At 67.6% G+C, this 24,624-nt stretch carries 22 protein-coding genes; 16 read left to right on the forward strand and 6 right to left on the reverse strand.

Features of this window, described 5'->3' with window-relative positions:
- The first annotated feature begins 101 nt into the window (after window positions 1-101).
- Window positions 102-1,397, forward strand: a complete 1,296-nt coding sequence (locus ACQUSX_RS01015) for an MFS transporter (RefSeq protein WP_428905120.1) — start codon at window positions 102-104, stop codon at window positions 1,395-1,397.
- Here ACQUSX_RS01015 and ACQUSX_RS01020 read toward each other — a convergent pair.
- The 5 genes from ACQUSX_RS01020 to ACQUSX_RS01040 form a co-directional block, all read right to left on the reverse strand.
- A complete protein-coding gene (locus ACQUSX_RS01020) occupies window positions 1,348-2,070 on the reverse strand; it encodes an alpha/beta fold hydrolase (protein ID WP_428905121.1) in 723 nt (240 codons plus the stop codon). The two genes, ACQUSX_RS01015 and ACQUSX_RS01020, sit on opposite strands and share 50 nt — an antisense overlap.
- A 65-nt stretch (window positions 2,071-2,135) precedes the next feature.
- The gene (locus ACQUSX_RS01025) at window positions 2,136-3,848 is read right to left on the reverse strand and encodes an ABC transporter family substrate-binding protein (RefSeq protein WP_428905122.1); all 1,713 of its coding nucleotides are present in this window, start codon (window positions 3,846-3,848) and stop codon (window positions 2,136-2,138) included.
- 151 nt (window positions 3,849-3,999) lie between these two features.
- Window positions 4,000-5,958 carry an ABC transporter ATP-binding protein gene (locus tag ACQUSX_RS01030; protein WP_428905123.1) on the reverse strand — a complete coding sequence of 653 codons (1,959 nt, stop codon included), beginning with the start codon at window positions 5,956-5,958 and terminating at the stop codon, window positions 4,000-4,002.
- Window positions 5,955-6,887: an ABC transporter permease gene (locus tag ACQUSX_RS01035; RefSeq protein ID WP_428905124.1), complete on the reverse strand. Its 933-nt coding sequence runs from the start codon at window positions 6,885-6,887 to the stop codon at window positions 5,955-5,957. The genes ACQUSX_RS01030 and ACQUSX_RS01035 overlap by 4 nt, the downstream gene beginning before the upstream one ends.
- Window position 6,888: 1 nt before the next feature.
- Window positions 6,889-7,872 carry an ABC transporter permease gene (locus ACQUSX_RS01040; protein ID WP_428905125.1) on the reverse strand — a complete coding sequence of 328 codons (984 nt, stop codon included), beginning with the start codon at window positions 7,870-7,872 and terminating at the stop codon, window positions 6,889-6,891.
- A 251-nt stretch (window positions 7,873-8,123) separates the two neighbouring features.
- On the opposite strand from ACQUSX_RS01040, the gene lepA reads away from it, so the two are divergent.
- From lepA to ACQUSX_RS01115, 15 genes are all read left to right on the forward strand, one after another.
- Window positions 8,124-9,974 carry a translation elongation factor 4 gene (gene lepA, locus ACQUSX_RS01045; protein WP_428905126.1) on the forward strand — a complete coding sequence of 617 codons (1,851 nt, stop codon included), beginning with the start codon at window positions 8,124-8,126 and terminating at the stop codon, window positions 9,972-9,974.
- A 43-nt stretch (window positions 9,975-10,017) separates the two neighbouring features.
- Window positions 10,018-10,668 carry a DUF1990 domain-containing protein gene (locus tag ACQUSX_RS01050; protein ID WP_428905127.1) on the forward strand — a complete coding sequence of 217 codons (651 nt, stop codon included), beginning with the start codon at window positions 10,018-10,020 and terminating at the stop codon, window positions 10,666-10,668.
- 13 nt (window positions 10,669-10,681) lie between these two features.
- Window positions 10,682-11,902 carry a radical SAM family heme chaperone HemW gene (gene hemW / locus ACQUSX_RS01055; protein ID WP_428905128.1) on the forward strand — a complete coding sequence of 407 codons (1,221 nt, stop codon included), beginning with the start codon at window positions 10,682-10,684 and terminating at the stop codon, window positions 11,900-11,902.
- A 104-nt stretch (window positions 11,903-12,006) separates the two neighbouring features.
- Window positions 12,007-13,050, forward strand: a complete 1,044-nt coding sequence (gene hrcA, locus ACQUSX_RS01060; protein WP_428905129.1) for a heat-inducible transcriptional repressor HrcA — start codon at window positions 12,007-12,009, stop codon at window positions 13,048-13,050.
- Between the two features lie 49 nt (window positions 13,051-13,099).
- Window positions 13,100-14,209: a molecular chaperone DnaJ gene (gene dnaJ, locus ACQUSX_RS01065; protein ID WP_428905130.1), complete on the forward strand. Its 1,110-nt coding sequence runs from the start codon at window positions 13,100-13,102 to the stop codon at window positions 14,207-14,209.
- A gap of 31 nt (window positions 14,210-14,240) precedes the next feature.
- On the forward strand, window positions 14,241-14,969 hold the full coding sequence (locus tag ACQUSX_RS01070; protein ID WP_428905131.1) for a 16S rRNA (uracil(1498)-N(3))-methyltransferase: 729 nt from the start codon (window positions 14,241-14,243) through the stop codon (window positions 14,967-14,969).
- A gap of 24 nt (window positions 14,970-14,993) precedes the next feature.
- Window positions 14,994-15,341 (forward strand): HIT domain-containing protein, encoded by a 348-nt coding sequence (locus tag ACQUSX_RS01075; RefSeq protein WP_428905132.1) that lies wholly within the window; start codon window positions 14,994-14,996, stop codon window positions 15,339-15,341.
- 67 nt (window positions 15,342-15,408) lie between these two features.
- Window positions 15,409-16,434: a PhoH family protein gene (locus tag ACQUSX_RS01080; protein WP_428907565.1), complete on the forward strand. Its 1,026-nt coding sequence runs from the start codon at window positions 15,409-15,411 to the stop codon at window positions 16,432-16,434.
- Window positions 16,435-16,467: 33 nt separating this feature from the next.
- Entirely contained in the window at window positions 16,468-16,929 is a 462-nt protein-coding gene (ybeY, locus tag ACQUSX_RS01085) for an rRNA maturation RNase YbeY (RefSeq protein WP_428905133.1), read from the forward strand.
- On the forward strand, window positions 16,926-18,221 hold the full coding sequence (locus ACQUSX_RS01090; protein WP_428905134.1) for a hemolysin family protein: 1,296 nt from the start codon (window positions 16,926-16,928) through the stop codon (window positions 18,219-18,221). The genes ybeY and ACQUSX_RS01090 overlap by 4 nt, the downstream gene beginning before the upstream one ends.
- Window positions 18,214-19,182, forward strand: a complete 969-nt coding sequence (gene era / locus ACQUSX_RS01095) for a GTPase Era (protein WP_428905135.1) — start codon at window positions 18,214-18,216, stop codon at window positions 19,180-19,182. Before ACQUSX_RS01090 ends, era begins: the two co-directional genes overlap by 8 nt.
- Before the next feature lie 15 nt (window positions 19,183-19,197).
- A complete protein-coding gene (locus tag ACQUSX_RS01100; RefSeq protein ID WP_428905136.1) occupies window positions 19,198-20,130 on the forward strand; it encodes an NADP-dependent oxidoreductase in 933 nt (310 codons plus the stop codon).
- 167 nt (window positions 20,131-20,297) lie between these two features.
- Entirely contained in the window at window positions 20,298-22,058 is a 1,761-nt protein-coding gene (gene leuA, locus ACQUSX_RS01105; RefSeq protein ID WP_428905137.1) for a 2-isopropylmalate synthase, read from the forward strand.
- Window positions 22,059-22,152: 94 nt separating this feature from the next.
- Complete coding sequence (locus ACQUSX_RS01110; protein ID WP_428905138.1) at window positions 22,153-22,602, forward strand: GNAT family N-acetyltransferase; 450 nt, start codon at window positions 22,153-22,155, stop codon at window positions 22,600-22,602.
- A 144-nt stretch (window positions 22,603-22,746) separates the two neighbouring features.
- Window positions 22,747-24,039, forward strand: coding sequence for an HNH endonuclease signature motif containing protein (locus tag ACQUSX_RS01115; RefSeq protein ID WP_428905139.1), 1,293 nt, complete (start codon window positions 22,747-22,749; stop codon window positions 24,037-24,039).
- 194 nt (window positions 24,040-24,233) lie between these two features.
- Here the strand turns inward: ACQUSX_RS01115 and ACQUSX_RS01120 are convergent, their stop codons facing one another.
- Complete coding sequence (locus ACQUSX_RS01120) at window positions 24,234-24,614, reverse strand: VOC family protein (RefSeq protein ID WP_428905140.1); 381 nt, start codon at window positions 24,612-24,614, stop codon at window positions 24,234-24,236.
- Window positions 24,615-24,624: the final 10 nt, after the last annotated feature.

Consider the following 24,624-nt stretch of genomic DNA (forward strand, 5'->3'; position numbering starts at 1 on the left):
GATCGGATGCTGCAGACGAGAGAGGGCGCCGTACAGCGGTCGTGAGGGACGAACCCACACGCAAGCCAAGAGTCAATGTTACCAGCACTACGGGCGATCCTGTGCCAGCATCGACAGTACCCGAACGACGACGACGTCATAGGAGCCCGATGACCTCCCACACCATCACGGATCGCGTCAGCCCGCGCTGGATGATCGTGTTCACCCTCGCCTGGCTCGCCATCTGGACCGTCCAATTGACACCGGTGCAGCTGCTGCTGCCGCTGCAGCTCGACACACCCGCAGACGACTGGATCCGCGGGGTGGTCTCATCGGGTCTCGTGCTCGGCGTCGGGGGACTGGCCGGCGTGCTCGCCGCCCCAGCCGCCGGCGCGCTGTCGGATCGCTCCAGGAGCGCCCGCGGACGCCGCAGGCCGTGGGCACTGGGCGGTGTCTGGCTCGCCGTGGTCTGCCTGGTGCTGACCGGCTCCGCCGAGGGTCCATGGGCGGTCGGCGCGTGCTGGGTCGGGGTATCGGTCGGCATCGCCGTGGCATCCGCCGCCTTCACCGCCCTCATCGCCGACCAGCTTCCGGTCTCGCAGCGCGGTGCCGCCTCGTCGGTGATCAGCTCGGCGCAGGCAGTCGGCATCGTGCTCGGCGTGGGACTCGTCGTGCTGCTCGGCCTCAGCGTCCCCGCCGGCTACCTGCTGCTCGCCGCGATCCTCGCCGTCCTCGGAACCTCGGCCGCCCTGCTGCTGCCGGATCCACCCGCCGGCGTGGGCGAGATCCCGCCGCAGCGCACCTCGAGCCGACCTCGACTCGCGTCACTGCGCGATCGCGACTTCGCGTGGGTGCTGGGCGGCCGTTTGGTCGCCAACATCGGCAACGCCCTCGGCACAGCCCTGTTCCTGTTCTTCCTGCTGCATGGGCTCGGACAACCCACCGCGCAGGCGCAGGACAACCTGCTGCTGCTGATCGTCATCTATACGGTGTTCGTCGTGATCGCGTCGGTGCTCGTCGGCATCGTCTCCGATCGCACCGGTCGGCGACGCGGGCTCACCGTGCTCGCCGCCTTCGTGCAGGCGCTGTCCGGCATCGTCGTGGTGCTGATGCCGACGTTCGAGACGACCATGGTCGCCGCAGCGCTGATGGGCGTCGGCTACGGCGCATTCTCGACGGCCGGACTCGCCTTCGCGACCGACCTGCTTCCCGACGAGCAGGACCACGGCCGTGACCTCGGCATCGTCAACGTGACGGCGGCACTCGGTCAGCTCATCGGTCCGATGCTGGGTGCGCTGCTCGTCGCCGTGGTCGGCGGGTTCTGGCTGGTGTTCCTGATGGCGGCGATCCTCTCGGTCGCCGGAGGCGTCATGACCGGTCGTGCACGACAGCCAGAGCCAGCTGCAGCACCGCATTGAACACCTGGGGTCGCATCGCCGTGACCAGATGCGAGGTCCGCGGCACGACGATCAGCTCGGAGTGCGGTGCCAGGCGTGTGAACAGTGCCTCCTGCGCGCGCAGCTGATCGAACTGACCGTTCACGAACCACAGCGGGGTCTCGATGCGCGCGACCGCCTTCATCAGATCCAGTGACGACAGGCTCTTCAGGGCCACAGCCTGCGCGTCCAGCGCATAGCCGCCGGCAGCGAAGTCACCACGAGTCTCGAGCGGGATGGTCGCCGTCAGCATCCGCTCCGAGAGCCACAGTCCGCGATCGGGCAGCCGGTCCAGCGCCCCGGCGAGCGTGCGGTAGGTGCGCAGGGCGGCGCCACGCGGGAGCGCCGTGCACGACGCGGCGATGAGCCCGGCCACCGGCGGCGCCTGTTCCGCGCCGGTGTACTCGAGGCTCAGCAGTCCGCCCATGGAGTGGCCGACCAGCAGCACCGGCCCGCGCGTCGCGGCATCCTGCACGGCCTCGTCGATCGTGCGGAAGGCGCCGTCGAGGGTGAACGTCTCGTCGATGCGCGCGCCATGACCGGGCAGATCGACTGCTCGCGCGGGAACGTCGCGCTCAGCGAGCCAGGCGAGCTGTGAGCGCCACATCGTCGCCGAGGTGCGGATGCCATGGACCAGGACGACCTGTGCAGTCATCACTCCAGCATAGAAAGGCGGGGCCGGTGGATGAACCACCGACCCCGCCTCAGCGACAGAAGTGCTTACTTCTCCCAGCCGACGTTCTCGACCGGCTGGACGCCGAACAGGTCGAGACCCACGTAGGGCTCGGGCGTCATGTTCGCCAGACCGTCCTTGGCAGCGGTCATCGACGGGCCGTTGTAGAGCGGGATCAGGCCCCACTCCTGGAAGATCTCGGCCTCGAGCTCCATGGCGGCAGCCGTCTGCTTCTCGGGGTCCTTGATCGACTCGACCTCATCCTTGATGCGCTGATCCATCTCAGGCGTCTGCACACCCGAGAGGTTCAGGCCCATGTCCTGGCAGTAGAGCTGGCAGAACCAGGCCGCGCCGAACGGGTCGGAGGAGGTGAAGCGCAGGCTGAAGATGTCCCAGTTCTTCGTGTTGTAGTCCTCGGCGAACTTGTTCGACGGACGCACATCGACCTTGACCTCGATGCCGACAGCCTTCTCCATGGCCTGGATCGACTGCGCGAGCGCCTTCTGGGTCGGGTCGTCGCTGTGGATCGGGTACGTGACCGAGAGCTTCACGCCGTCCTTCTCGCGGATCCCGTCCTCGCCCTCGGCCCATCCGGCCTCATCGAGGAGGGCCTTGGCACCCTCGACATCGAACTCGTAGCCGGCCTTCTCCAGCGAATTGCTGTAGCCGGGCTGGAACTCGAACAGCGTGAACGAGCCGGCCGGCTCCTCCTCGTAGTCCAGACCGTTCCAGGCGATCTTCTTCTGCTGGTCGATGTCGATGGCCTTGAAGAACGCCTCGCGCACCTTGACGTCAGCGAACTGCGGCTTCTCGGCGTCGACCTCGAGCAGGGTGTTCGCGGTCTGCTGGGCGCGGTAGATCGAGATGCCGTCCATGTCGGCGACCTGCGCCAGACGGTCCTTGGTGCCGACGCCGACGGTGTCGACCTCGCCGTTCTTGAACGCGTTGATCGAGGCCTGCGCGTCCATGCCCGTGAAGGTGACCTTGTCGAGCATGGGCTTGTCGCCCCACCACTTCTCGTTCGGCTTGAACGAGACGTAGTCCTTGTTGGCGTCGAACTCGTCGATCGTGTACGGACCGGCGCCCCACTCTGCGTGCGGGTTGTCGATCATGGCGGTGTTGAACTTGTCCGGGTCGGCCAGCGCCGGGTGGATGACGCCCGTCAGGAACGGCATCTGCGGCCAGGCGAACTCGCCGTTGAAGGTCACGATGGCGGTCTTGGGCGTGTCGCCCTGCTCGACCTTCTCGATCTCCTTGTAGCCGTCGGTGGCGTTCGGGACGAAGCCCTCTTCAGTCGAGCGGCTGGCCTTCCACGTGGCGTCGATGGCGGTCCAGTCCATCGGGGTGCCGTCGTTCCAGGTGGCCTCTTCGGTGAAGGTGAAGGTGATCTGCGTGTTGCCATCGACCGTGTCGATGTCCCAGGCGTCGAGGTATGCGTCGTGCTTGTACGGCGTGCCGTCCGGCTCCTGCAGGAGGATCTGGGGCATGTACCATGCGGCGACGCGTGCGGTGTCGGCGCTGCCGTCGCCGTGGAACGCGTTCAGCTGCTCCGGGATCTCGTTGATCGGGAAGTTGACAGTGCCGCCTTCCTTCAGGTTCTCGCGCGGCTGGGGGTTGTAGTCCGCCGCGGAGGTCTCGGTGGGCGTGCCGCCATTGTCGCCGCCGTCACCGGTGTTGCCGGAGTCGGTGGCACACCCGGTGAGAACGAGTGCGAAGGCCCCGCTGATCGCGAGTGCCCCCATCAGCTTCTGCTGCTTCATGGTGCTCCTTTCGCCTTTCGGCGTGTCATAAGGGGAGGATAGTTCTCGTTTCACCGCATCCGCGGCACTCACGAGTGAATGACGGCTAACTGTTATCGGACGGTGATCGACCGTTATGCGATGGTGATCGACCGTTACCCGAAGGTGACCGTCAGACGGTGGCAGGCCTGGTCGACATGGTCTCCGGGTCGAAGACGACCCGCTGGCGGGTGCGCTCGATGTCCGGGTCCGGCACCGGGATCGCCGACAGAAGAGCCTGAGTGTACGGATGCTGGGGGTTGTCGAAGACATCGTCGACGTCACCATGCTCCACGAACTCGCCGAGGTACATCACGGCGACGCGATCGGCGATGTGACGGATCACCGACAGGTCGTGCGCGACGAACAGGTATGACAGGCCGAGCTTCGCCTTCAGCTCGTCGAGCAGATTGATGACACCCGCCTGGATCGAGACGTCGAGCGCCGAGACCGGCTCGTCGAGCACGACGATCTTGGGGTTCGTCGACAGCGCACGTGCGATGCCGATGCGCTGACGCTGACCGCCCGAGAACGCACCGGGGAAGCGATCGCGGTGCGCAGGGTTCAGGCCGACGAGATCCATCAGCTCCTGCACGCGGCTGAGCACCTGCGCCTTCGGCATCCCGATCGCGCGCATCGGCTCGGCGATGACGTCCGTCACCGTCATGCGGGGATCGAGGGCGCCCATCGGGTCCTGGAAGACGATCTGGATGTCGCGGCGGAGCGTGCGCTCCAGCTTGTGATCGTTCAGTCCGTTGACGCTGGTGCCGGCGATGATGATGTCACCGTCGTGCTGCTTCTCGAAGTCCATGATCTGCAGCAGCGTCGTGGTCTTGCCCGATCCGGACTCGCCGACGATCGCCATGGTCTCGCCCTCGCGGACGTCGAAGCTGATGCCCTTGACGGCGTGCACCTCGCCGACCTTGCGCTTGAAGAATGCGCCCTTGGTCAGCGGGAAGGTCTTGACCATGTTGCGCACCTCGAGGGTGACGGGACGCTCCTCGCGCGGCGTGCGAGTCAGTTCGCTCTCCGGCGCCTTCTCGATCGGGTAGACGGGAAGTCCGCCGATGCGGCCGTCGTCGTCGATCTCCTCGGCGCGGATGCAGGCCGCGAGGTGCGGCTCGCCGCTGCCGGTGGCGACCGGGTCGAGATCGGGCTCGCGTGCGGTGCACGCCGCGATCGCGATCGGGCAGCGCGGCGCGAACGGGCAGGCGTCCGGCAGGCCGATCAGCAGCGGCGGGTTGCCCTTGATGGGGATCAGGGGCTCCTTCTCTGCCTTGTCGACCCGGGGGATCGCACCGAGCAGGCCGATCGAGTACGGCATCCGGGTGCGGTGGAACAGCTCGTGCGCCGGGGCGTGCTCGACGGGCTTGCCGGCGTACATCACCATGACGTCGTCTGCGGTGCGGGCGACGACTCCCATGTCGTGCGTGATCATGATCACGGCGGCGCCGGACTCGTGCTGCGCCTTCTCGATCAGATCGAGGATCTGCGCCTGGATGGTCACATCGAGCGCGGTCGTCGGCTCATCGCAGATGATCAGCCGCGGATTGTTCGCCATCGCGATCGCGATCACGACGCGCTGGCGCATTCCGCCCGAGAACTCGTGCGGGAAGGACTTCATGCGCTTCTCGGGCTCGCTGATGCCCACCAGCGTGAGCAGCTCGAGCGAGCGGTTCCACGCATCCTGCTTCGACAGCCCGCGGTGCGCGGTGAGGGCTTCGATGAGCTGGTCGCCGATCGTGAACACGGGCGTCAGCGAGGTCAGCGGATCCTGGAAGACCATGGCCATGCCGTTGCCGCGGATCACCGACATCTGCTTGTCGCTCTTGCCGAGCAGCTCCTGGCCCTCGAACTGGATCGACCCGGTGATGCGCGCGTTCTCGTCGAGCAGGCCCATGATGGCGAGAGACGTGACGGACTTGCCCGAGCCGGACTCGCCCACGATGCCGAGCGTCTTGCCTGCCTCGAGGTCGAAGGAGACGCCGCGGACGGCATCCACCCGGCCCGCTTCGGAGGCGAAGCTGACCTTGAGATCGCGGACGGACAGGACGGTGCGTGCGTCGGTGCTCGTGTTCGCTGAGGTGCTCATGCGCGGCCTCCTGCCGATGAGGTGGGATCGAGGGCATCGCGCAGACCATCGGCGACCAGGGCCATCGAGACGGTCAGGAGCGTCAGAGCGGCGGCGGGGAAGTAGAACAGCCACGGCGCGCTGGTGACGCTGGCCGCGCCCTCGCCGATCAGGGAGCCGAGCGAGACGTCCGGGATCTTCACGCCCATGCCGATGAACGACAGGCCGGTCTCGGTCATCACGGCCGCCACGACTCCGAGGGTGAAGTTGATCACCAGCAGCGAGCCGATGTTCGGCAGCAGGTGACGCATCACGATCCTCATCCCGGGAACGCCCATGTAGCGGGCCGCGTCGATGTATTCGCGCTCGCGCAGCGAGAGCGCCATGGTCCAGATCACGCGCGCCGGGAAGAACCAGCCGACGAAGATCAGCGCGAGCGAGATGACCCGCCAGTCACCACCCGAGTCGTTCGACACCAGGGCGAGGATCAGGAAGGTCGGGACGACCATGAAGAAGTGGATGATGATCAGCGTCACGCGTTCCACGAGACCACCGAAGTACGCCGCCGCCGTTCCGACGATCGCGGAGATCACCGTGACGCCGACCGAGACGATGACGGCGATCATCAGCGAGCGCTGCAGACCGATGAAGGTCTGCGTGAAGGTGTCATTGCCGGAGGCGTTGGTGCCGAACCAGTGCTCGGCAGACGGGCCGGTCGAGAGGTTCAGGAAGTCCATGTCCGTGGCGGAGTACGGCGACATGAGCGGCACGATGATCGAGCACACCGCCAGGATCACGAAGATGAAGATGCCGCCCACCGCCGGCTTGTTGCGCATGAACCGGCGCGTGTACAGCGTCCACTTGGACAGCTGCTTGGCGGGGATGCGCTCTGCGGTGGTGTCGGGGCCGACCGGGGGCTGCACGGACGGATCGATGGTGTCGGTGCTCATATCAGCTCACCCTCACTCGCGGGTCGAGTACCACGACGGCGATGTCGGCGAGGATCGCGCCGATGGCGGTCAGCACGGCGCCGAAGGCCGCGACGGCGACGACGCCGTGCACATCGTTGGTGTTGATGGTCGTCAGGAAGTAACGGCCCATGCCCTGCCACGCGAAGATCGTCTCGGTCAGGATGCCGCCGGTGAAGATCGCGGGAATGGAGAAGGCCACCTGCGTCGCGACCGGGATCAGCGAGGTGCGCAGTGCGTGCCGGCGGATCGCCTGCTGCTTGGTCAGGCCCTTGGCTCGTGCAGTGCGCACGTAGTCGGCGTTGATGTTGTCGAGCAGCAGCGAGCGCTGCAGGAAGTGCGTTCCTGCGTAGCTGATGATGACCAGCGCGATCGTGGGGAGGATCAGGTGCTGCAGAGTGTCGATCAGGACCGGGAAGAAGCCGGTGACACCAGGGCTCGAAGAACCGGTCACGTAGAAGACGCGAGTGCCGACCCAGTTGTTGAAGTTGATCGCCAGGATGACGATGGCGAGGCCTGCCACGATGATGTTGATGTTCATCGTGACGATCGACACACCCTGCCAGATGCGGTCGCCGAGCTTGTACTGGCGCGATGCCGTGTAAACACCGACCCAGATTCCGAGGACGGTCGCGATGATCGTGGCGCCGAGCACGAGCTCGGCACTGACCCACATGCGGTACGCGATCTCGTCGTTCACCGAGCCGCCGGTCGGGCTCACACCCCAGTCCCACCGGAAGATGATTCCCGAGAACCAGTTCCACCACCGTTCGATCAGCGGAGTGGACTCGCTGAGGTTTCGAGGCCCGAGCAGACCTTCGATCTGCTCGGGGGAGAGTGGTGGTTTTCGGGCGACGTAGTTGCTGCGCGGATCGAGGAAGGACCAGGCCAGGAAGTAGGTGACATTGGTCGCGACCACGATCATCAGCAGCCAGCCGAGTGCCCGGCGCACGAGATACTTGATCAAGGTGTTGATTCTTTCTCTTCTACAGCACGCGCGGGATCTCCGACGCAACGCTGAGTCGGGAAGACATTCAATCATCATCCGCGGAACAGCGCACGCCGACAGCGCCGGTGGCTGTGACGGAGTGGTTCGCCCGCAGTCGGGAAATACTGTCGAGGCAACTTCGCGAGACTATCACCGCTCCACGCGAATGGGGGATTAGGCCACCCTGAACGTAGACTTGTCGGAACCCTTTCGGACGCACCAAGGACCACATGTCACCCCGCGCTCTCACTCCGCTGTCTCCCGCCGCGACACCGGCCACGCAGATCCGTAACTTCTGCATCATCGCCCACATCGATCACGGCAAGTCGACGCTTGCCGATCGGATGCTGCAGATCACCGGATCGGTGTCCGATCGTGACATGCGGGCCCAGTACCTGGACCGCATGGACATCGAGCGCGAGCGCGGCATCACGATCAAGAGCCAGGCGGTGCGGATGCCCTGGTCGATCGACGACGAGACCTTCGCGCTCAACATGATCGACACCCCTGGCCACGTCGACTTCACCTACGAGGTGTCCCGCTCGCTCGCGGCCTGCGAGGGCGCCATCCTGCTGGTCGACGCCGCGCAGGGCATCGAGGCCCAGACGCTCGCGAACCTGTATCTCGCACTCGAGAACGACCTGCACATCATCCCGGTGCTGAACAAGATCGACCTGCCGGCGGCAGACCCCGACAAGTTCGCCAAGGAGCTCGCCGACCTCATCGGCGGCAAGCCCGAGGACGTGCTGCGCGTGTCGGGCAAGACCGGCCTGGGCGTGGAGGGCCTGCTCGATCGGATCGTCGAGGAGATCCCCGCTCCTGTGGGCGATCCCGACGCTCCCGCCCGCGCAATGATCTTCGACTCGGTGTACGACTCGTACCGCGGCGTCGTGACGTACGTGCGCATGGTCGACGGTCGGCTCAGCCCGCGTGAGCGGATTCAGATGATGTCGACGAAGGCCATGCACGACCTGCTCGAGATCGGTGTGTCGAGTCCGGAGCCCATTCCGTCGAAGGGCCTGGGAGTCGGCGAGGTCGGCTACCTGATCACCGGTGTGAAGGATGTGCGCCAGTCGAAGGTCGGCGATACGATCACGACCGCCCGCGGCGCCGCGTCCGAAGCCCTTCCGGGCTACACGGATCCCAAGCCGATGGTGTTCTCCGGCATCTACCCGATCGACGGCAGCGACTACGCCGACCTTCGCGAGGCGCTCGACAAGCTGAAGCTCTCGGATGCCTCGCTGCAGTACGAGCCGGAGACCTCCGTGGCACTCGGCTTCGGCTTCCGCTGTGGCTTCCTCGGTCTGCTGCATCTCGAGATCATCACCGAGCGGCTCTCACGCGAATTCGGCCTGGACCTCATCACCACGGCCCCGAGCGTGATCTACGAGGTCACCACCGACACCGGCGAGACGGTCACCGTGACGAACCCGAGCGAGTACCCCGACGGTCGCGTGGCATCCGTTGCCGAACCCATGGTGAAGGCGGCGATCCTGCTGCCCAAGGACTACGTCGGCGCGGTCATGGAACTGTGCCAGTCGCGCCGCGGATCGCTGCTGGGCATGGAGTACTTCAGCGAGGAGCGGGTCGAGCTGCGCTACATGATGCCGCTCGGCGAGATCGTGTTCGACTTCTTCGACCACCTCAAGTCGAAGACGCAGGGATACGCGTCGCTGGACTACGAGCCGGCCGGCGTGCAGACCGCGGATCTGGTGAAGGTCGACGTGCTGCTGCAGGGCGACAAGGTCGACGCGTTCAGCGCCATCGTGCACCGTGAGAAGGCGTACGCGTACGGCACGCTGATGACCGAGCGGCTGCGCAAGCTCATCCCTCGACAGAACTTCGAGGTGCCGATCCAGGCCGCCATCGGCGCTCGCATCATCGCGCGTGAGACCATCCGCGCGCTCCGCAAGGACGTGCTCGCCAAGTGCTACGGCGGTGACATCAGCCGCAAGCGCAAGCTGCTTGAGAAGCAGAAGGAAGGCAAGAAGCGGATGAAGATGGTCGGACGCGTCGAGGTTCCGCAGGAGGCGTTCATCGCCGCGCTGTCGGGTGATGTCGAGGGCAAGGAAAAGAAGTAGGGAGCAGGCGATCATCCAGGTTCGCCTGGGTAGTCTGGAAATCATGCGTCGCGGGACATTCCGAGAAGGCACGGTCGACTATGCAGCGGTCGGGGCCACCCATGCCCCGGACCTGATGCAGTATCCGCCGGAGCGCAGCATCCCCGCCGAGGAGTCCTGGCGCATCGGCAGCGGTGAGGAGCGGTTCCGCACGGCGGCCGAGGCGCTTCTGTCCTGGACGGCGCAGCGTGCCGCCGGTCTCGAGCTCTCGGACGTGCGCCCCGCGGCCGGCACGGCGTACACCGGCATCAGCTTCGACGCGGAGGGCGCTCCGATCGCCCCGAACCGCAGCGAGCCCGAACAGCGCTTCGACGCCGAGGGCACCCCCTTCGCCGCACCCGGCATGACCCTGCGACTTCGCGGGCGGGTCAAGGGCATGCGCGCCGACGGCGAGCTGCGGGTCATCTCGGTCACCGAGGAGCGCCGTCATGTCGGCTTCGTGCTCGGCACCGTGGGAGGATCCGTCGTCAGCGGCGAGGAGTCGTTCGACGTGCAGTGGCGCGAGGACACCGACGAGGTCTGGTTCACCGTGCGCGCCTTCGATGCGCCGGCGTCGTTGGCCTACCGTCTGCCCGGCATGGTGCGCCGTCGCCGTCGTGAGCTGTTCGCCCGCTATCTGCGGGCGATCTCCCCGCTGTACGCGACGCCCATCTGATGGCGGCGATCTGATGGCCGGAGCGCTCCCGCTGGGTGATCCGGCGCCCGCCGACGGCCGGCTTCCCTCCGAACTCGGCGTGGATCCGGCCGTGCCGTTCTCGGCGTACCTGCACGTGCCGTTCTGCCGGGTGCGCTGCGGGTACTGCGATTTCAACACGTACACCGCGACCGAGCTGCACGGCGCCAGACAGGATCAATACGCCGACACGCTGATTCGTGAGATCGAGCTCGCCCGCGAAGTGCTCGCCGCGAAGGGGCCGCTGCGTCCGCTCGACACGGTCTTCTTCGGCGGCGGCACTCCCACACTGCTGCCGGCAGGCGAGCTCGGGCGGATGCTCCACGCCGCGGTGGCTGCCTTCGGCATCCGCGACGGCGCCGAGGTGACCGTTGAGGCGAACCCCGACACCGTGACCGACGAGGTCGTGCGGACGCTGGTGGATGCCGGCGTGAACCGGCTGTCGATCGGGATGCAGTCCGCTGTGCCGCACGTGCTCGCGGCGCTTGATCGAACTCATCGTCCGGAGAACGTCCGCACGGCTGTTCACGCGGCGCGCGATGCGGGGCTCGATGTCAGCGTCGACTTGATCTACGGCGCGCCGGGGGAGTCGCTCGCCGACTGGGCGCAGTCGCTCGACGCGGCCCTCGAGCTGGAACCGGATCACATCTCGGCCTACGCGCTCATCATCGAGGACGGCACGAAGCTCGCCCGTCAGATCCGCCGTGGCGAGGTGCCGGCGCCAGACGACGACCTTCAGGCCGAGATGTACGAGCTGGCCGACGAGCGGCTCGCCGCCGCGGGCTTCGACTGGTACGAGGTCAGCAACTGGGCCAGCTCGCCAGAGCAGGCCTCCCGGCACAACCTCGCCTACTGGCGCGGCTCGGACTGGTGGGGCTTCGGCCCCGGCGCGCACAGCCACGTCGCCGGCCTGCGCTGGTGGAACGTCAAGCACCCCGCGGCGTACGCGCAGCGCCTCAGCACGGGCGATTCTCCCGCCGCCGGACGCGAGCAGCCCGACGAAGAGGCGCGCACCCTCGAGCGGGTGCTGCTGCAGACACGCGTCGCCGAGGGCATGCCGATCGCCGACATCGCCGAGAGCCACCGCCCGCGCGTCGCGGAGCTCATCTCGGACGGGCTCGTCGACCCGGCATCCGCTCTGCGCGACAAGCGCGTGCGCCTCACCCTGCGCGGGCGACTGCTGGCGGATGCCGTCGTGCGCGCGCTCACGGACTGATCGGCGCTCACGGACTGATCGGCGCTCCGCTCTGCTGAGACACCCTGTCAAGGCGAGCGGGTAGGATTGGCACTCGACAGGTACGAGTGCCAGCGGGAGGGACGATGGTCACAGAGCGAGGGCTTGAGGTGCTCCGCGCGATCGTGCAGGACTACGTCGCGACCCGCGAGCCGGTCGGCAGCAAGTCGATCGTCGAGCGGCACGCCTTCGGCGTCTCCGCCGCGACCATCCGCAACGACATGGCGCTGCTCGAGGACGAGGATCTCATCGTCGCGCCGCACACCTCGTCCGGCCGGGTGCCGACCGACAAGGGCTACCGCGTCTTCGTCAATCATCTCGCGCAGCTGCGCCCGCTCTCGAGCGGCCAGCGCAGCGCCATCGAGTCCTTCCTGGGCGCACCGAGCGATCTCGACGACCTGATGGCGCGGACCGTGCGGGTGCTCACCCAGCTCACCGGACAGGTCGCGCTCGCCCAGTACCCCTCGTTCGCCCGTGCGAGCATCACGCACGTCGAGCTCGTCGCTCTCGCGCCCAACCGGATGCTCGTGATCCTGGTCACCGACGCGGGCGGTGTCTCGCAGCGCATCGCGCCGCTTCCGATCGACCTCGATGAGGCCGACGTCGCCGTGCTCCGTGCGCAGCTGCTGTCGCTCATCGTCGGGCGCGCGGTGGGGGACGCCTCGGAGCGGATGCAGTCGCTGAGCGGGCCGGAGGCCGATCCGCCCGGGGTCCGCCTGCAGCCTGCGCTCAGCGCGCTGGCCGGGGTGATCGCCGAGGAGCTCGCCGAGTTCCGTCAGGAGCGCCTGGTCATGGCGGGCGCTGCGACACTCGCCCGTCGCGAACACGACTTCCGCGGCAGCATCCATCCGCTGCTCGAGGCGATCGAGGAGCAGGTGACCCTGCTTCGGCTGATGAGCGAGATGGTGACCGACGAGCAGGGGCTGGCCACCAGCATCGGCACCGAGAACGCTCCGTTCGGGCTCGGCGAGGCCTCCATCGTCGCCAGCAACTACGCCGCGCCCGGCGGCACAGCGCGGGTCGGGGTCATGGGCCCGACGCGCATGGACTACCCGAGCAACCTCGCAGCTGCGCGGGCCGTCGCCCGCTACCTGTCGCGGATGCTCGAAGAGGACGAGGCCGCCCGCTGAGGCCGGCCGACGCAATTGCAATCACGCACGCACACGCAGAAAGGTGATCGTGGCGGACCATTATGAGATTCTCGGGGTGTCCCGGGACGCCTCGCAGGACGAGATCAAGAAGGCCTACCGCAAGCTGGCGCGCCAGCTGCATCCGGATGTGAACCCCGGTGAGGACGCCTCCGAGCGATTCAAGCTCGTCACGCACGCCTATGACGTGCTCAGCGACGAGGACTCCCGTCGCCGCTACGACATGGGCGGAGACGCAGGCGGCGGCTTCGGTGGCGGTTTCGGCGGCTTCGGCGACATCTTCGAGACGTTCTTCGGCGCCGCCGGCGGCGGTCGCGGAGCGCGCCCGCGCTCGCGCCGAGAGCGCGGACAGGATGCCCTGGTCCGCATCAACCTCGACCTCGGCGACGTCGTCTTCGGCGTGCACCGCGATATCGAGGTCGACACGGCCGTGCTCTGCGAGACCTGCGAGGGCAGCTGCTGCCAGCCCGGAACCTCTCCGGTCACCTGCGACGTGTGCGGCGGAAGCGGGCACGTGCAGCGTCAGGTCCGCAGCCTGCTCGGCAACGTCGTCACGACGCAGCCCTGTGGCAGCTGCGAGGGCTTCGGCACCACGATTCCGTACCCGTGCGGCACCTGCGCCGGCCAGGGGCGCGTGCGCTCTCGCCGCACCGTGGCGCTCGACATCCCGGCCGGCGTCGAGACCGGACTGCGTCTGCAGCTGCCGGGCTCCGGCGAGGTCGGCCGCGCAGGCGGACCGAACGGCGACCTGTACGTCGAGATCTCGGTGGCGCCCCATCCCGTGTTCAGCCGCGAGGGGGACGACCTGCTCGCGACGCTGGACGTCTCGATGACGGATGCCATCCTCGGCACAACCACGACCATCGACGGACTCGACGGCACGGTCGACCTCGAGCTGCGACCCGGCGTGCAGTCCGGTGACGTGCTCACGATCGGCGGGCGCGGAATCACCCCGCTGCGCGGCAGCCAGCGCGGCGATCTGCGGGTCGGCGTGCAGGTCGTCACCCCGACCAAGCTCGACTCCGCGCAGCGCAGGCTGATCGAAGACTTCGCGAAGAAGGCGAAGGCCCCGGCTCCGAAGCTGGCGCAGTTCCAGCAGGGGCTGTTCTCGAAGCTGCGCGACCGCTTCCGCAACCACTGACACATCCTCCGCACCCGTCGATCGGATCGCCATGGCCCTGCACTTCATTGTCCCGACCTGCTCCGACCTCGAGGCGGGCGAGCTGCTGACGCTCACCGGCGCCGAGGCGAAGCACGCCTCCGTCGTGCGGCGGGTGCGGGTGGGCGAGGCGGTGACGATCGGCGACGGCTCCGGCGTCTGGCTGGAGGGCACCGTCGAGGACGTCTCGGCGGCGCAGGTCTCGGTGCGCGTCACCGAGCGGGTGATGCAGGAGCAGCCGCGGACCCGAATCGTGCTCGCGCAGGCGCTGGCCAAGGGCGATCGCGATGAGCTCGCCGTGCAGGCCGCCTGCGAGCTCGGGGTCGACGAGATCGTGCCGTGGCAGGCCGCGCGAAGCATCTCGCGCTGGGAGGGTCCGAAGGCCGAGAAGGGCCGAGAGCGCTGGGCGACGATCGTTCGAGAGGCGGCCAAGCAGTCGCATCGTGCCTGGGTGCCGTCGGTCACCGAGGTGGTCACCACCGCCCAGCTCGCGACGCGCACCAGCACGCAGCGGATGCTGGTGCTCGATCCCACCGCGACGAATCGGCTCTCGGGCATCCAGGCCGACGACCGCGACATCCTGCTCGTGGTGGGACCGGAGGGCGGCATCAGCCCCGAGGAGCTGCAGAGGTTGTCGGATGCCGGCGCCGAGCGCGTCCGCCTCGGTGACACGGTGCTGCGCACCTCCACGGCGGGACCGGCGGCGATCGCGGTGCTCTCCGGCATCCTCGGCCGCTGGTAGTCCCCGGTAAGTAAGCTGGTACCCATGACCGAGCCCTCGATCTTCACGCGCATCCTGAACGGGGAGATCCCCGGTGAGTTCCTCGCCCGCACCGACCGGGTCTTCGCGATCCGCGACATCGATCCGCAGGCGCCGCTGCACGTGCTCATCATCCCGGTGACCGAGCAGTACCGCGATGTCACCGAGCTCGCGGCGGGAGAACCCGCGCTGCTCGCTGAGATGGTCGCCATGGCCAAGCAGCTCGCCGAAGAGCATGCCAACGGCGAGTACCGGCTCATCTTCAACAACGGCGCGAGCGCCGGACAGTCGGTCTTCCATGTGCACGCGCATCTGCTCGGCGACATCGAGAAGGGCAAGCTCGTTGGATTCTGACGAACAGACACCGCAGTTCCCGGCGCAGCCGGAGCACACCGAGCGCATCTCGGTCGACGGAGTCGCGATGGTGCAGCTGCTCGGGCCGCAGGATCGTCTGCTGCGGATGCTCGAGAAGCAGCATCCGCGGGTGCAGGTCATGGTCCGAGGCAACGAGATCATGCTCGGCGGTTCGCGCGCCGACGTCGCCGACGCCAGGAAGCTCGTCGACGAGCTGATCGAGATGACCCGCTCCGGCCACGACCTCGCACCGAGCGACGTCGAGCAGTCTGCCCGCATCATGCGCCGCGACGACGGGCCTCGCCCGAGCGAGGTGCTCGGCGAGGCGATCCTGGCGACCCGAGGTCGGGTGATCCGTCCCAAGACACTTGGACAGAAGGAGTACGTCGACGCGATCGAGCAGAACACCATCGTGTTCGGCATCGGCCCTGCCGGAACGGGCAAGACCTACCTGGCGATGGCGAAGGCCGTGCAGGCGCTGCAGCGCAAAGAGGTGCAGCGCATCATCCTCACTCGTCCCGCGGTCGAAGCGGGAGAGCGCCTCGGCTTCCTGCCGGGTTCCCTGACCGACAAGATCGACCCGTACCTGCGTCCGCTGTACGACGCCCTCAACGAGATGATGGATCCGGAGGTCGTGCCACGGCTGATGGCCACAGGGACGATCGAGGTCGCCCCGCTGGCGTACATGCGCGGCCGCACCCTGAACGATTCGTTCGTGGTGCTCGACGAGGCGCAGAACACCTCGCCCGAGCAGATGAAGATGTTCCTGACCAGGCTCGGATTCGGCACGAAGATGGTCGTCACCGGTGACATCACCCAGGTCGACCTGCCGACCGGTGCGTCCGGTCTGCGGCTCGTCACGAGGGTGCTCGACGACATCGACGACATCCACTTCTCCCGTCTCACCAGCGACGACGTGGTGCGCCACTCGCTGGTCGGTCGCATCGTCGATGCGTACACGGAGTACGACGAGCAGCGCACTGCCGCGCGCACCGAGCGCGAGCAGGCGCACCAGTTCGCGAATCGCGCCGACCGCCGCGGCGGTGCGCGCCAGAACCCCAGAGACCGGATGCCGAAGCGAGGCCTCTCCTGATGAAACGAGCTCTCTCCTGATGAAACGGGTGCTGTGATGATCGAGATCAACAACGAATCGGCCATCGACGTCGACGAGACGGTGCTGCAGCGGCTCACCGACTTCAATCTCGCGCAGCTGAACGTCAGCCCGGACGCCGAAGTGGCGATCGTCCTGGTCGACGAGGGCGCCATGGAGTCCCTGCACGTGCAGTGGATGGACGAGCCCGGCCCGACCGACGTGCTCAGCTTCCCTATGGATGAGCTGCGCCCCGGCACCCCCGAGCACCCGACGCCGCCCGGGCTGCTCGGCGACATCGTGCTGTGCCCGCAGGTTGCAGAGGGCCAGGCGCAGACCGCGGGTCACTCGCTGATGGACGAGCTCATCCTGCTCACCACACACGGGCTCCTGCACCTGCTGGGATTCGATCACGCCGAGCCCGAAGAGGAGCGTGAGATGTTCGGGCTTCAGCGGTCGCTGATCGAGGCGTTCGCGCTGGCCGAACGACGGCGATGACACCTGCCATACTGCTCGCGGCCGCCGTGCTGCTGGTGGCATTCGGCGGTCTGATGGCGGCCGTGGACGCCGCGTTCTCGGTCAGCTCAACCTCCGACATCGAGGCCATGGCATCCGAGGGCCGCAATGCCTCTGCCCTGCAGCGCATCGCCGAGGACCCCGCACCGCACGTCAACGCCGTCGCCTTCATGCGCGTGCTGGCGGAGACCACGTCGGCGGTGCTCGTCACCGTGGCGCTGGATTCGCTGCTGCCCAGCATCTGGTGGGCGATGCTCGCTGCCGCGGTGCTGATGACCGGCATCACCTTCGTGCTGGTCGGGGCGAGCCCGCGCTCCTTCGGGCGCCTGCACGCGGCGCGCATGCTGCGCGCATGGGCGCCGACCGTGCGCGGCATGCGCATGCTGCTCGGACCGCTCGCGCAGGCTCTGGTCAACGCGGGCCAGCGCGTCACGCCGGATGTCGGACGCAGCTCGTTCGCCTCGGAGGAGCAGCTGCTGAGCATGGTCGACGAGGCGGCGTCGAATGCGCTGATCGAAGCGGACGACCGCGACCTGATCCACTCGGTGTTCGACTTCACCGATCAGTTCGTGCGTGCGGTGATGGTGCCGCGCACCGAGATGATGACGGTGGATGCCGCGGCGACCACGACCGAGGCGATGGCACTGTTCCTGCGCACCGGGGTGTCGCGGATGCCCGTCGTCGACGACGATGCCGATGACGTCGTCGGCGTGCTGTATCTCAAGGACCTCGTGCAGTTCGCCTACCGCGATGAGAGCGCGTGGCGGGGCCGCCCGGTGCGCCCGATCGCGCGCCCCGCCGTCTTCGTGCCGGAGTCGATGCGCGCGGAGAGCCTGCTGCAGCAGATGAAGCGCGACGCCGTGCACGTGTGCATGGTGATCGACGAGCACGGCGGGGTCTCGGGCCTCGTGACGCTGGAGGATCTGATTGAGGAGCTGGTCGGCGAGATCGCCGACGAGTACGATCGCGGGCCGGCGGACTTCGTCGACCTCGGCGACGGGCGCTTCAAGGTCAACTCCCGCCTTCCGCTCGAGGACGTCGGCGACCTGTTCGGGCTGGAGCTCGACGACGAGGACGTCGATTCGATCGGCGGACTGCTGGGCAAGGCGCTGGGTCAGGTGCCGCAGCCGGGAGCCACGGCGACCGTTGACGGTCTCGTGCTCACCGGCGGAGCATCCCGCGGCCGCGGGCGCGGCATCGCCACGGTGTTCGTAGAGCGTGCGCCGTTCACGTACGAGATCGAAGTTCGCGATGGAGGAGAACAGGATGACTGAGCAGTCTGAAGAGCGCGAGCAATCCGAAGAGCGCGAGCAATCCGAAGAGCGCGAGCAATCCGAAGAGCGCGAGCAGACACGCAGCGGCTTCGTGACGTTCGTCGGCAGACCGAACGTCGGCAAGTCGACGCTGACGAACGCCTTGGTGGGGGAGAAGATCGCCATCACCAGCGAGAAGCCGCAGACGACCAGGCGGGCGATCCGGGGCATCCTGAACCGGCCGGACGGCCAGATCGTGATCGTCGACACCCCTGGCATCCACAAGCCGCGCACGCTCCTCGGCGAGCGACTGAACGACCTCGTCGAGCAGGTGCTCGGCGATGTCGACGTGATCGGCTTCTGCGTGCCGGCGACGGAGAAGGTCGGCCCGGGCGACCGCCGCATCGCCGCATCGCTGGACGGCTATCCCCGGGCGAAGAAGGTCGCGATCGTCACCAAGACGGACGCCGCGTCCCGCGACGAGATCACCGAGCGGCTGATGGAGGTGGACTCGCTGCGCGAGGACTGGGCCGCGGTCATCCCGCTGTCGGCGCTCACGAGCGAGCAGCTCGACGTGCTCGCCGGCGAGATCCTGAAGCTGCTCCCGGAGGGCCCGCGGCTCTACGAGGACGGCGTCGTCACCGACGAGTCGGATGAGGACCGCATCGCTGAGATGATCCGCGAGGCCGCACTGGAGGGCGTGCGCGACGAGCTGCCGCACTCGATCGCCGTCGTCATCGATGACGTCGCGCCGCGGGAGGACAGCGACCTCACTGACGTGTACGCATCGATCGTCGTGGAGCGCGACAGCCAGAAGGCGATCATCATCGGCCGCAAGGGCGCGCGACTGCGCGACGTCGGCGCAGTAGCACGCGCCGGCATCGAAGAGCTGCTCGGCACCCGCGTCTTCCTCAAACTGCACGTCAAGGTCGCGAAGGAATGGCAGCGCGACCCCAAGCAGCTCGGGCGACTGGGCTTCTGACGCGAGGGGGACGACATGGCATGGCGCTGGGTGGCGAGGCAGTGGGGTCCGCCCGAGGGCTGGAGCTTCGAGCAGTACGAGGTGCCCGCGCCGGACGTCGATGAGGTCACGATCCGGGTGCTCGCAGCCGGCGTGAACCCCGCCGACGCCAAGCACGTGGCGGCGCCGCGCCCCTCGACGGAGCTTCCGGTTCCGATCGGGTACGAGGTGTCCGGTGTGGTCGCTGCGGTGGGTCGTGAATCCGGATTCGAGGTCGGCGACGAGGTGATCGCTTTCCGGGTGCGCGGCGGCTACGCGACCGAGCTCACCGTGCCCCGGCAGAAGGTGCTGCGCAAGCCCTCGACGCTCACACACCCCGAGGCGGCGAATCTGCTCCTCGCCGGGACCACCGCCACGCAGATGCTGGCGGTGACGGACGCGAGTGAGGGCGAGACGGTGCTGCTGCACGGTGCCTCTGGCGCGGTTGGGGTGAGTGTCCTGCAGCAGGCGGCGCTGCGCGGCATCCGCGTCATCGGGACGGCGAGCCGCGCCCGCTTCGACGAGGTGCGCCGTTTCGGCGGCACGCCGGTCGAGTACGGGGAAGGCCTGGATGCCAAAATCGCCGCGGCACTGGCATCCGAGGGCGTCTCGCGGATCGATGCCGCGTTGGATGCCGTCGGCACCGACGAGGCCGTCGACGTGTCGCTGGAACTCGTCGCCGACCGATCGCGGATCGTCACGATCGCCGCCGCGTCGCGCGCGCAGACGGAGGGATTCCGGTGGATCGTCGGCTCACAGCCCGACAGCACCCGCTTCCGCGACGAAGCGCGCGCCGGACTCGTCGAGCTGGCCGAGACCAGCCGGCTCGTCGTGCCGATGGCGGGGGAGTTCCCGCTGGATCAGGCGCCGCAGGCGCTGCGGCTGCTCGCCGGCGGGCATCCGGGTGGGAAGCTCGCGCTCGTCCCGTGAAAGTGAAACGGCGTGCGACACACGCGCGGATGCTGTTAGCATCGAGCCATGCCTTTCGGCGCCGTGCTTCTTCTTAGCTGCCGCGACGAGGCCTGACACTCCGGGCCTTCCTCGTCGCGGCGCTCGTGTTGGCCTGACACATCTCCTGACGAAGAAGAAGCCTGATCATGAAGAACACTCAGAAGCCCTCGTCGATGCCGGTGCACAAGTACCGCCCGTATCACGAGCAGATCGCCGTCGAGCTGCCTGACCGCACCTGGCCCTCCAAGCGCATCACCCAGGCGCCCCGCTGGTGTGCCGTCGACCTCCGCGACGGAAACCAGGCGCTCATCGACCCGATGTCGCCGGAGCGCAAGCGCGTCATGTTCGAGCTGCTCGTCAGCATGGGCTACAAGGAGATCGAGGTCGGGTTCCCCTCCGCGAGCCAGACCGACTTCGACTTCGTGCGCCAGCTGATCGAAGAGGACCTGATCCCCGATGACGTGACCATCCAGGTGCTGACGCAGGCGCGCGAGCACCTGATCGCCCGCACGTACGAGTCGATCGTCGGCGCCAAGCAGGCCATCGTGCACTTCTACAACTCCACGAGCGTGCTGCAGCGCGAGGTGGTCTTCCGCTCCGACCGCGAGGGCGTCAAGCAGATCGCGCTCGACGGCGCGCGCCTGTGCCGCCAGTACGAGAGGACCGTGCCGGGCACCGAGGTCTACTACGAGTACTCGCCCGAGAGCTACACCGGCACCGAGCTCGAGTACGCCGTGGAGGTGTGCAACGAGGTGCTCGAGATCCTCGAGCCCACCCCCGACCGCAAGGTCATCATCAACCTGCCCGCCACGGTCGAGATGGCGACGCCGAACGTGTACGCCGACTCGATCGAGTGGATGAACCGCCACCTGGCGCACCGCGAGAACGTGATCCTGTCGCTGCACCCGCACAACGATCGCGGCACCGCCGTCGCCGCCGCCGAGCTGGGATACCTGGCCGGCGCCGACCGCATCGAGGGATGCCTGTTCGGCAACGGCGAGCGCACCGGAAACGTCGACCTCGTCGCGCTGGGCATCAACATGTTCACGCAGGGAATCGACCCCCAGATCGATTTCAGCGACATCGATCAGGTCAAGCGCACCGTCGAGTACTGCAACCAGCTGCCCGTCCCGGAGCGCAGCCCGTGGGCCGGCGACCTGGTCTTCACCGCGTTCAGCGGCTCGCACCAGGACGCCATCAAGAAGGGCTTCGAGGCGATGGCCGCGCGCGCCGAAGCGGAGGGCGTCACCGTCGACGAGGTCGAGTGGGGCGTGCCGTACCTGCCTGTCGACCCGAAGGACCTCGGCCGGTCTTACGAAGCCGTCATCCGGGTGAACTCGCAGTCCGGCAAGGGCGGCGTGGCGTACCTGCTGAAGGCGGACCACGCGCTCGACCTGCCCCGCAAGCTCCAGATCGAGTTCTCGGGTGTGGTTCAGGCGAAGACGGATGCCGAGGGCGGCGAGGTCACCAGCGAGCAGATCTGGTCGATCTTCACCGATGAGTACCTGCCGGCCGATGACGCCGCCGCGAAATGGGGCCGGTTCGAGCTGCTCGGCACGCAGACGCGCAGTGACATGACAGGCGAGGTGTCGCTCGATGTCGTGCTGCGAGACGACGACGAGTCGATCGCCACCGCGGGAACCGGCAACGGGCCGATCGCCGCGTTCATCGAGGTGCTGCGCGCACGCGGCTTCGATATCTCGCTCTACGACTACGTCGAGCACACGATGTCCAGCGGAGGAGACGCTCAGGCGGCGGCCTATGTCGAGCTGCAGGTCGACGACCAGCGCCTGTGGGGCGTTGGAATCGACGGCGACATATCGACCGCCAGCCTGAAGGCGATCGTCTCGTGCGTGAACCGCTCGATCCGCTCCCGCGAGGCGGCACCCGAGCTCGCGGCCGTCTGACGTCGACTCCCGTATGAGTTTCTGACGCCCGATCCGGTGTCAGGCGACAGAAACTCATACGGGAGCGTCTCGGCGGGAGAGCTATGTTGTCGGAATGAGTGAGCTTCCTGCGACCGTCGAATTGCTGTCATCCGTGACTGATGACGATGCGCGCGACATCTCTCACCTGCTGTCCCAGCTGTCGAGAACGGCGGCGTTCGATCGGGCACGTCTGGCGACGATCATCACGCATGACGCGACGGAGTTGCTCGTGGTGCGAGCAGGTGGGCGCATCGTCGGAGCCGCGACGCTCGTAACGTTCCCTCTGCCGTCTGGGCTCCGTGGTCACGTCGATGACGTAGTCGTGGACGAGGCGATGCGAGGGAAGGGCATTGCGCGCGCTCTCCTGGTGCGAATGACGGAACTCGCGATCCAACGTGGCCTTCGCACCCTCGACCTCACGTCGCGGCCCGCGCGCGAGTCGGCACTGCGATTGTACGAGTCGGTGGGCTTCGTGCGACGGGAGACGAACGTGCTTCGATTCACGCCGCCAGCGCCGCGATAGGGACCCACCGCGTGCGCAGGCTGTTGGCATGCGCACGGACGCCCGTAAGACTGATGACTCTTCGTTATGTGTCCGTGACATTGGCTCCCGGGATTCGGATCAGATCTTTGTTCTAATGTCGGTGGCTGCTGGTGTACTGGAGGTATGGCGGCGCTGCAGGATGTGACGGTGGAGCAGGTGACCACGCTCGAAGAGCTGGTCGACCTGGCGGGCGATCTGGAGCGCTCAATCAGCAGCCTGCAGGCGGCGCGCGACGGCGTGCTCGCGCTGGCTGCGCGGTGGGCGCTCATTGCCGCTGGTGATGCCGATGAGGCGGACATCTCGCTGAGAACGGTCTCGGCGGAGCTGGCGACGGCGCTGCGCGTGAGCGATCGGACCGTGCAGCGGCGGATGCTGGCCGCGGAACTCGCGGTGGAGCGGTTCCCGCTGGTGTGGCAGGCGCAGGGCGCCGGGCAGATCAGCGCGGGTCATGCTCGGGTGATCATCGACGCGGGCGAGCACATCGAGGATGCGGATGCCAGGGCGGCGTACTCGGAGCGGGTGCTTGAACTCGCGCAGGATGAGTCCCCGAACCGCGTGCGTCCTCTCGCGGAGCGCATCGCCCAGCAGCATCAGCCCCGGTCCATCGAAGAGCGTCATCAGGACGCGCGCGAGGAGCGCGGAGCCTGGGTACAGGACCACCCGGACGCGATGGGCGAGATGCGTCTGTTCGGACCGACGGCGCTCATCCACGGCGCTTTCGACCGGCTCACCGGTATGGCGAAGACTGGGAGCAAGGTCGACGGCGCGAGCGGTCCGAGTGATCCGCGCACTGTTGCGCAGAAGCGGTTCGACATCGCGATGGACCTGCTGCTTACCGGCGCACCGGCCGGGCACGACACCGAAGACGGCCTGCTGGCTGCGGTCACCGCTCACATCAGCGTCACTGTCCCTGCGCTGACGCTGATGGGCCGCGAGCGTGCGGGCGGAGCACAGTCGCCGCCGGCGGAACTGGACGGGCACGGTCCGATCGACCCGGCCACGGCGCGCGTACTGGCCGGGGCCGCATCAGGGTGGGATCGACTGCTCACACACCCGTTCACCGGCGCGCTGCTCGCCACCGACAGATACCGCCCCGGCGCGACGCTCCGCAGACAGTTGCGAGCGCGCGATCAACGCTGCCGATTCCCCACCTGCCGGATGCCGGTGCGCGAAAGCGATCTCGACCATACTCTCGACGCCGCCTTCGGCGGGTCGACCGAAGAAGGCAACCTGGGCGCGCTGTGCCGACGACATCACACGCTCAAACACCACTCGCCCTGGCACGTCGTCCAGCTCGACGACGGACTGCTCGAATGGACCAGCCCCACCGGGCACACGTACGTCGACAGACCACCGCCGCAGAACACCGTCACGTTCGCGGACACGTCCGCGAACGTGACGGTGGCTCCCTTCTGAACGCGTCGGCGTACAGTCGATCGTCGGTGGGTGTCAGCCGACCAGTGTGTGCGTCAGCCGATCGTCGGTGCGCGTCAGCCGACCAGTGTGCGCGTCAGCCGACCAGTGTGCGCGTCAGCCGACCAGTGTGCGCGTCAGCCGACCAGTGCGCGTCAGTCGATCGTCGGTATCCGTCAGTCGACCCGCTGCATCCGTCAGCTGACCCACTGCACGAGTTGCCAGATGAGCCCGTTGGGGTCGGCGAACTGGCAATAGCGCTCGCCCCACGGCTCGGTCTCGGGCTCGGTCACGACTCGCGCACCCGCTGCGGTGATGCGCGCGTACTCGTCGTCGATGTCGTCGACGACGAGGACGAGCAGCAGCCCCTGCCCGGCAGGCCCGGCGATCTCCCGCGGGCGGAAGGTCTCCAATCCCGTCGCCAGGAAGATGACGTTCGTGGCGGAGCTCGGATGCTGGAGCGACACGAAGCCCTCGGCGGCCATGGCCTCCTCGTATCCGAAATGCGCCTTGGCGAAGTCCGCCGAGGCCTGCACGTCGGCGACGTTCAGCGAGATCGCGGTCTGGTTGATGTTCATGTGTCTCCCG

It is taken from the genome of Microbacterium alcoholitolerans (assembly GCF_050408615.1).
GTDB lineage: Bacteria > Actinomycetota > Actinomycetes > Actinomycetales > Microbacteriaceae > Microbacterium.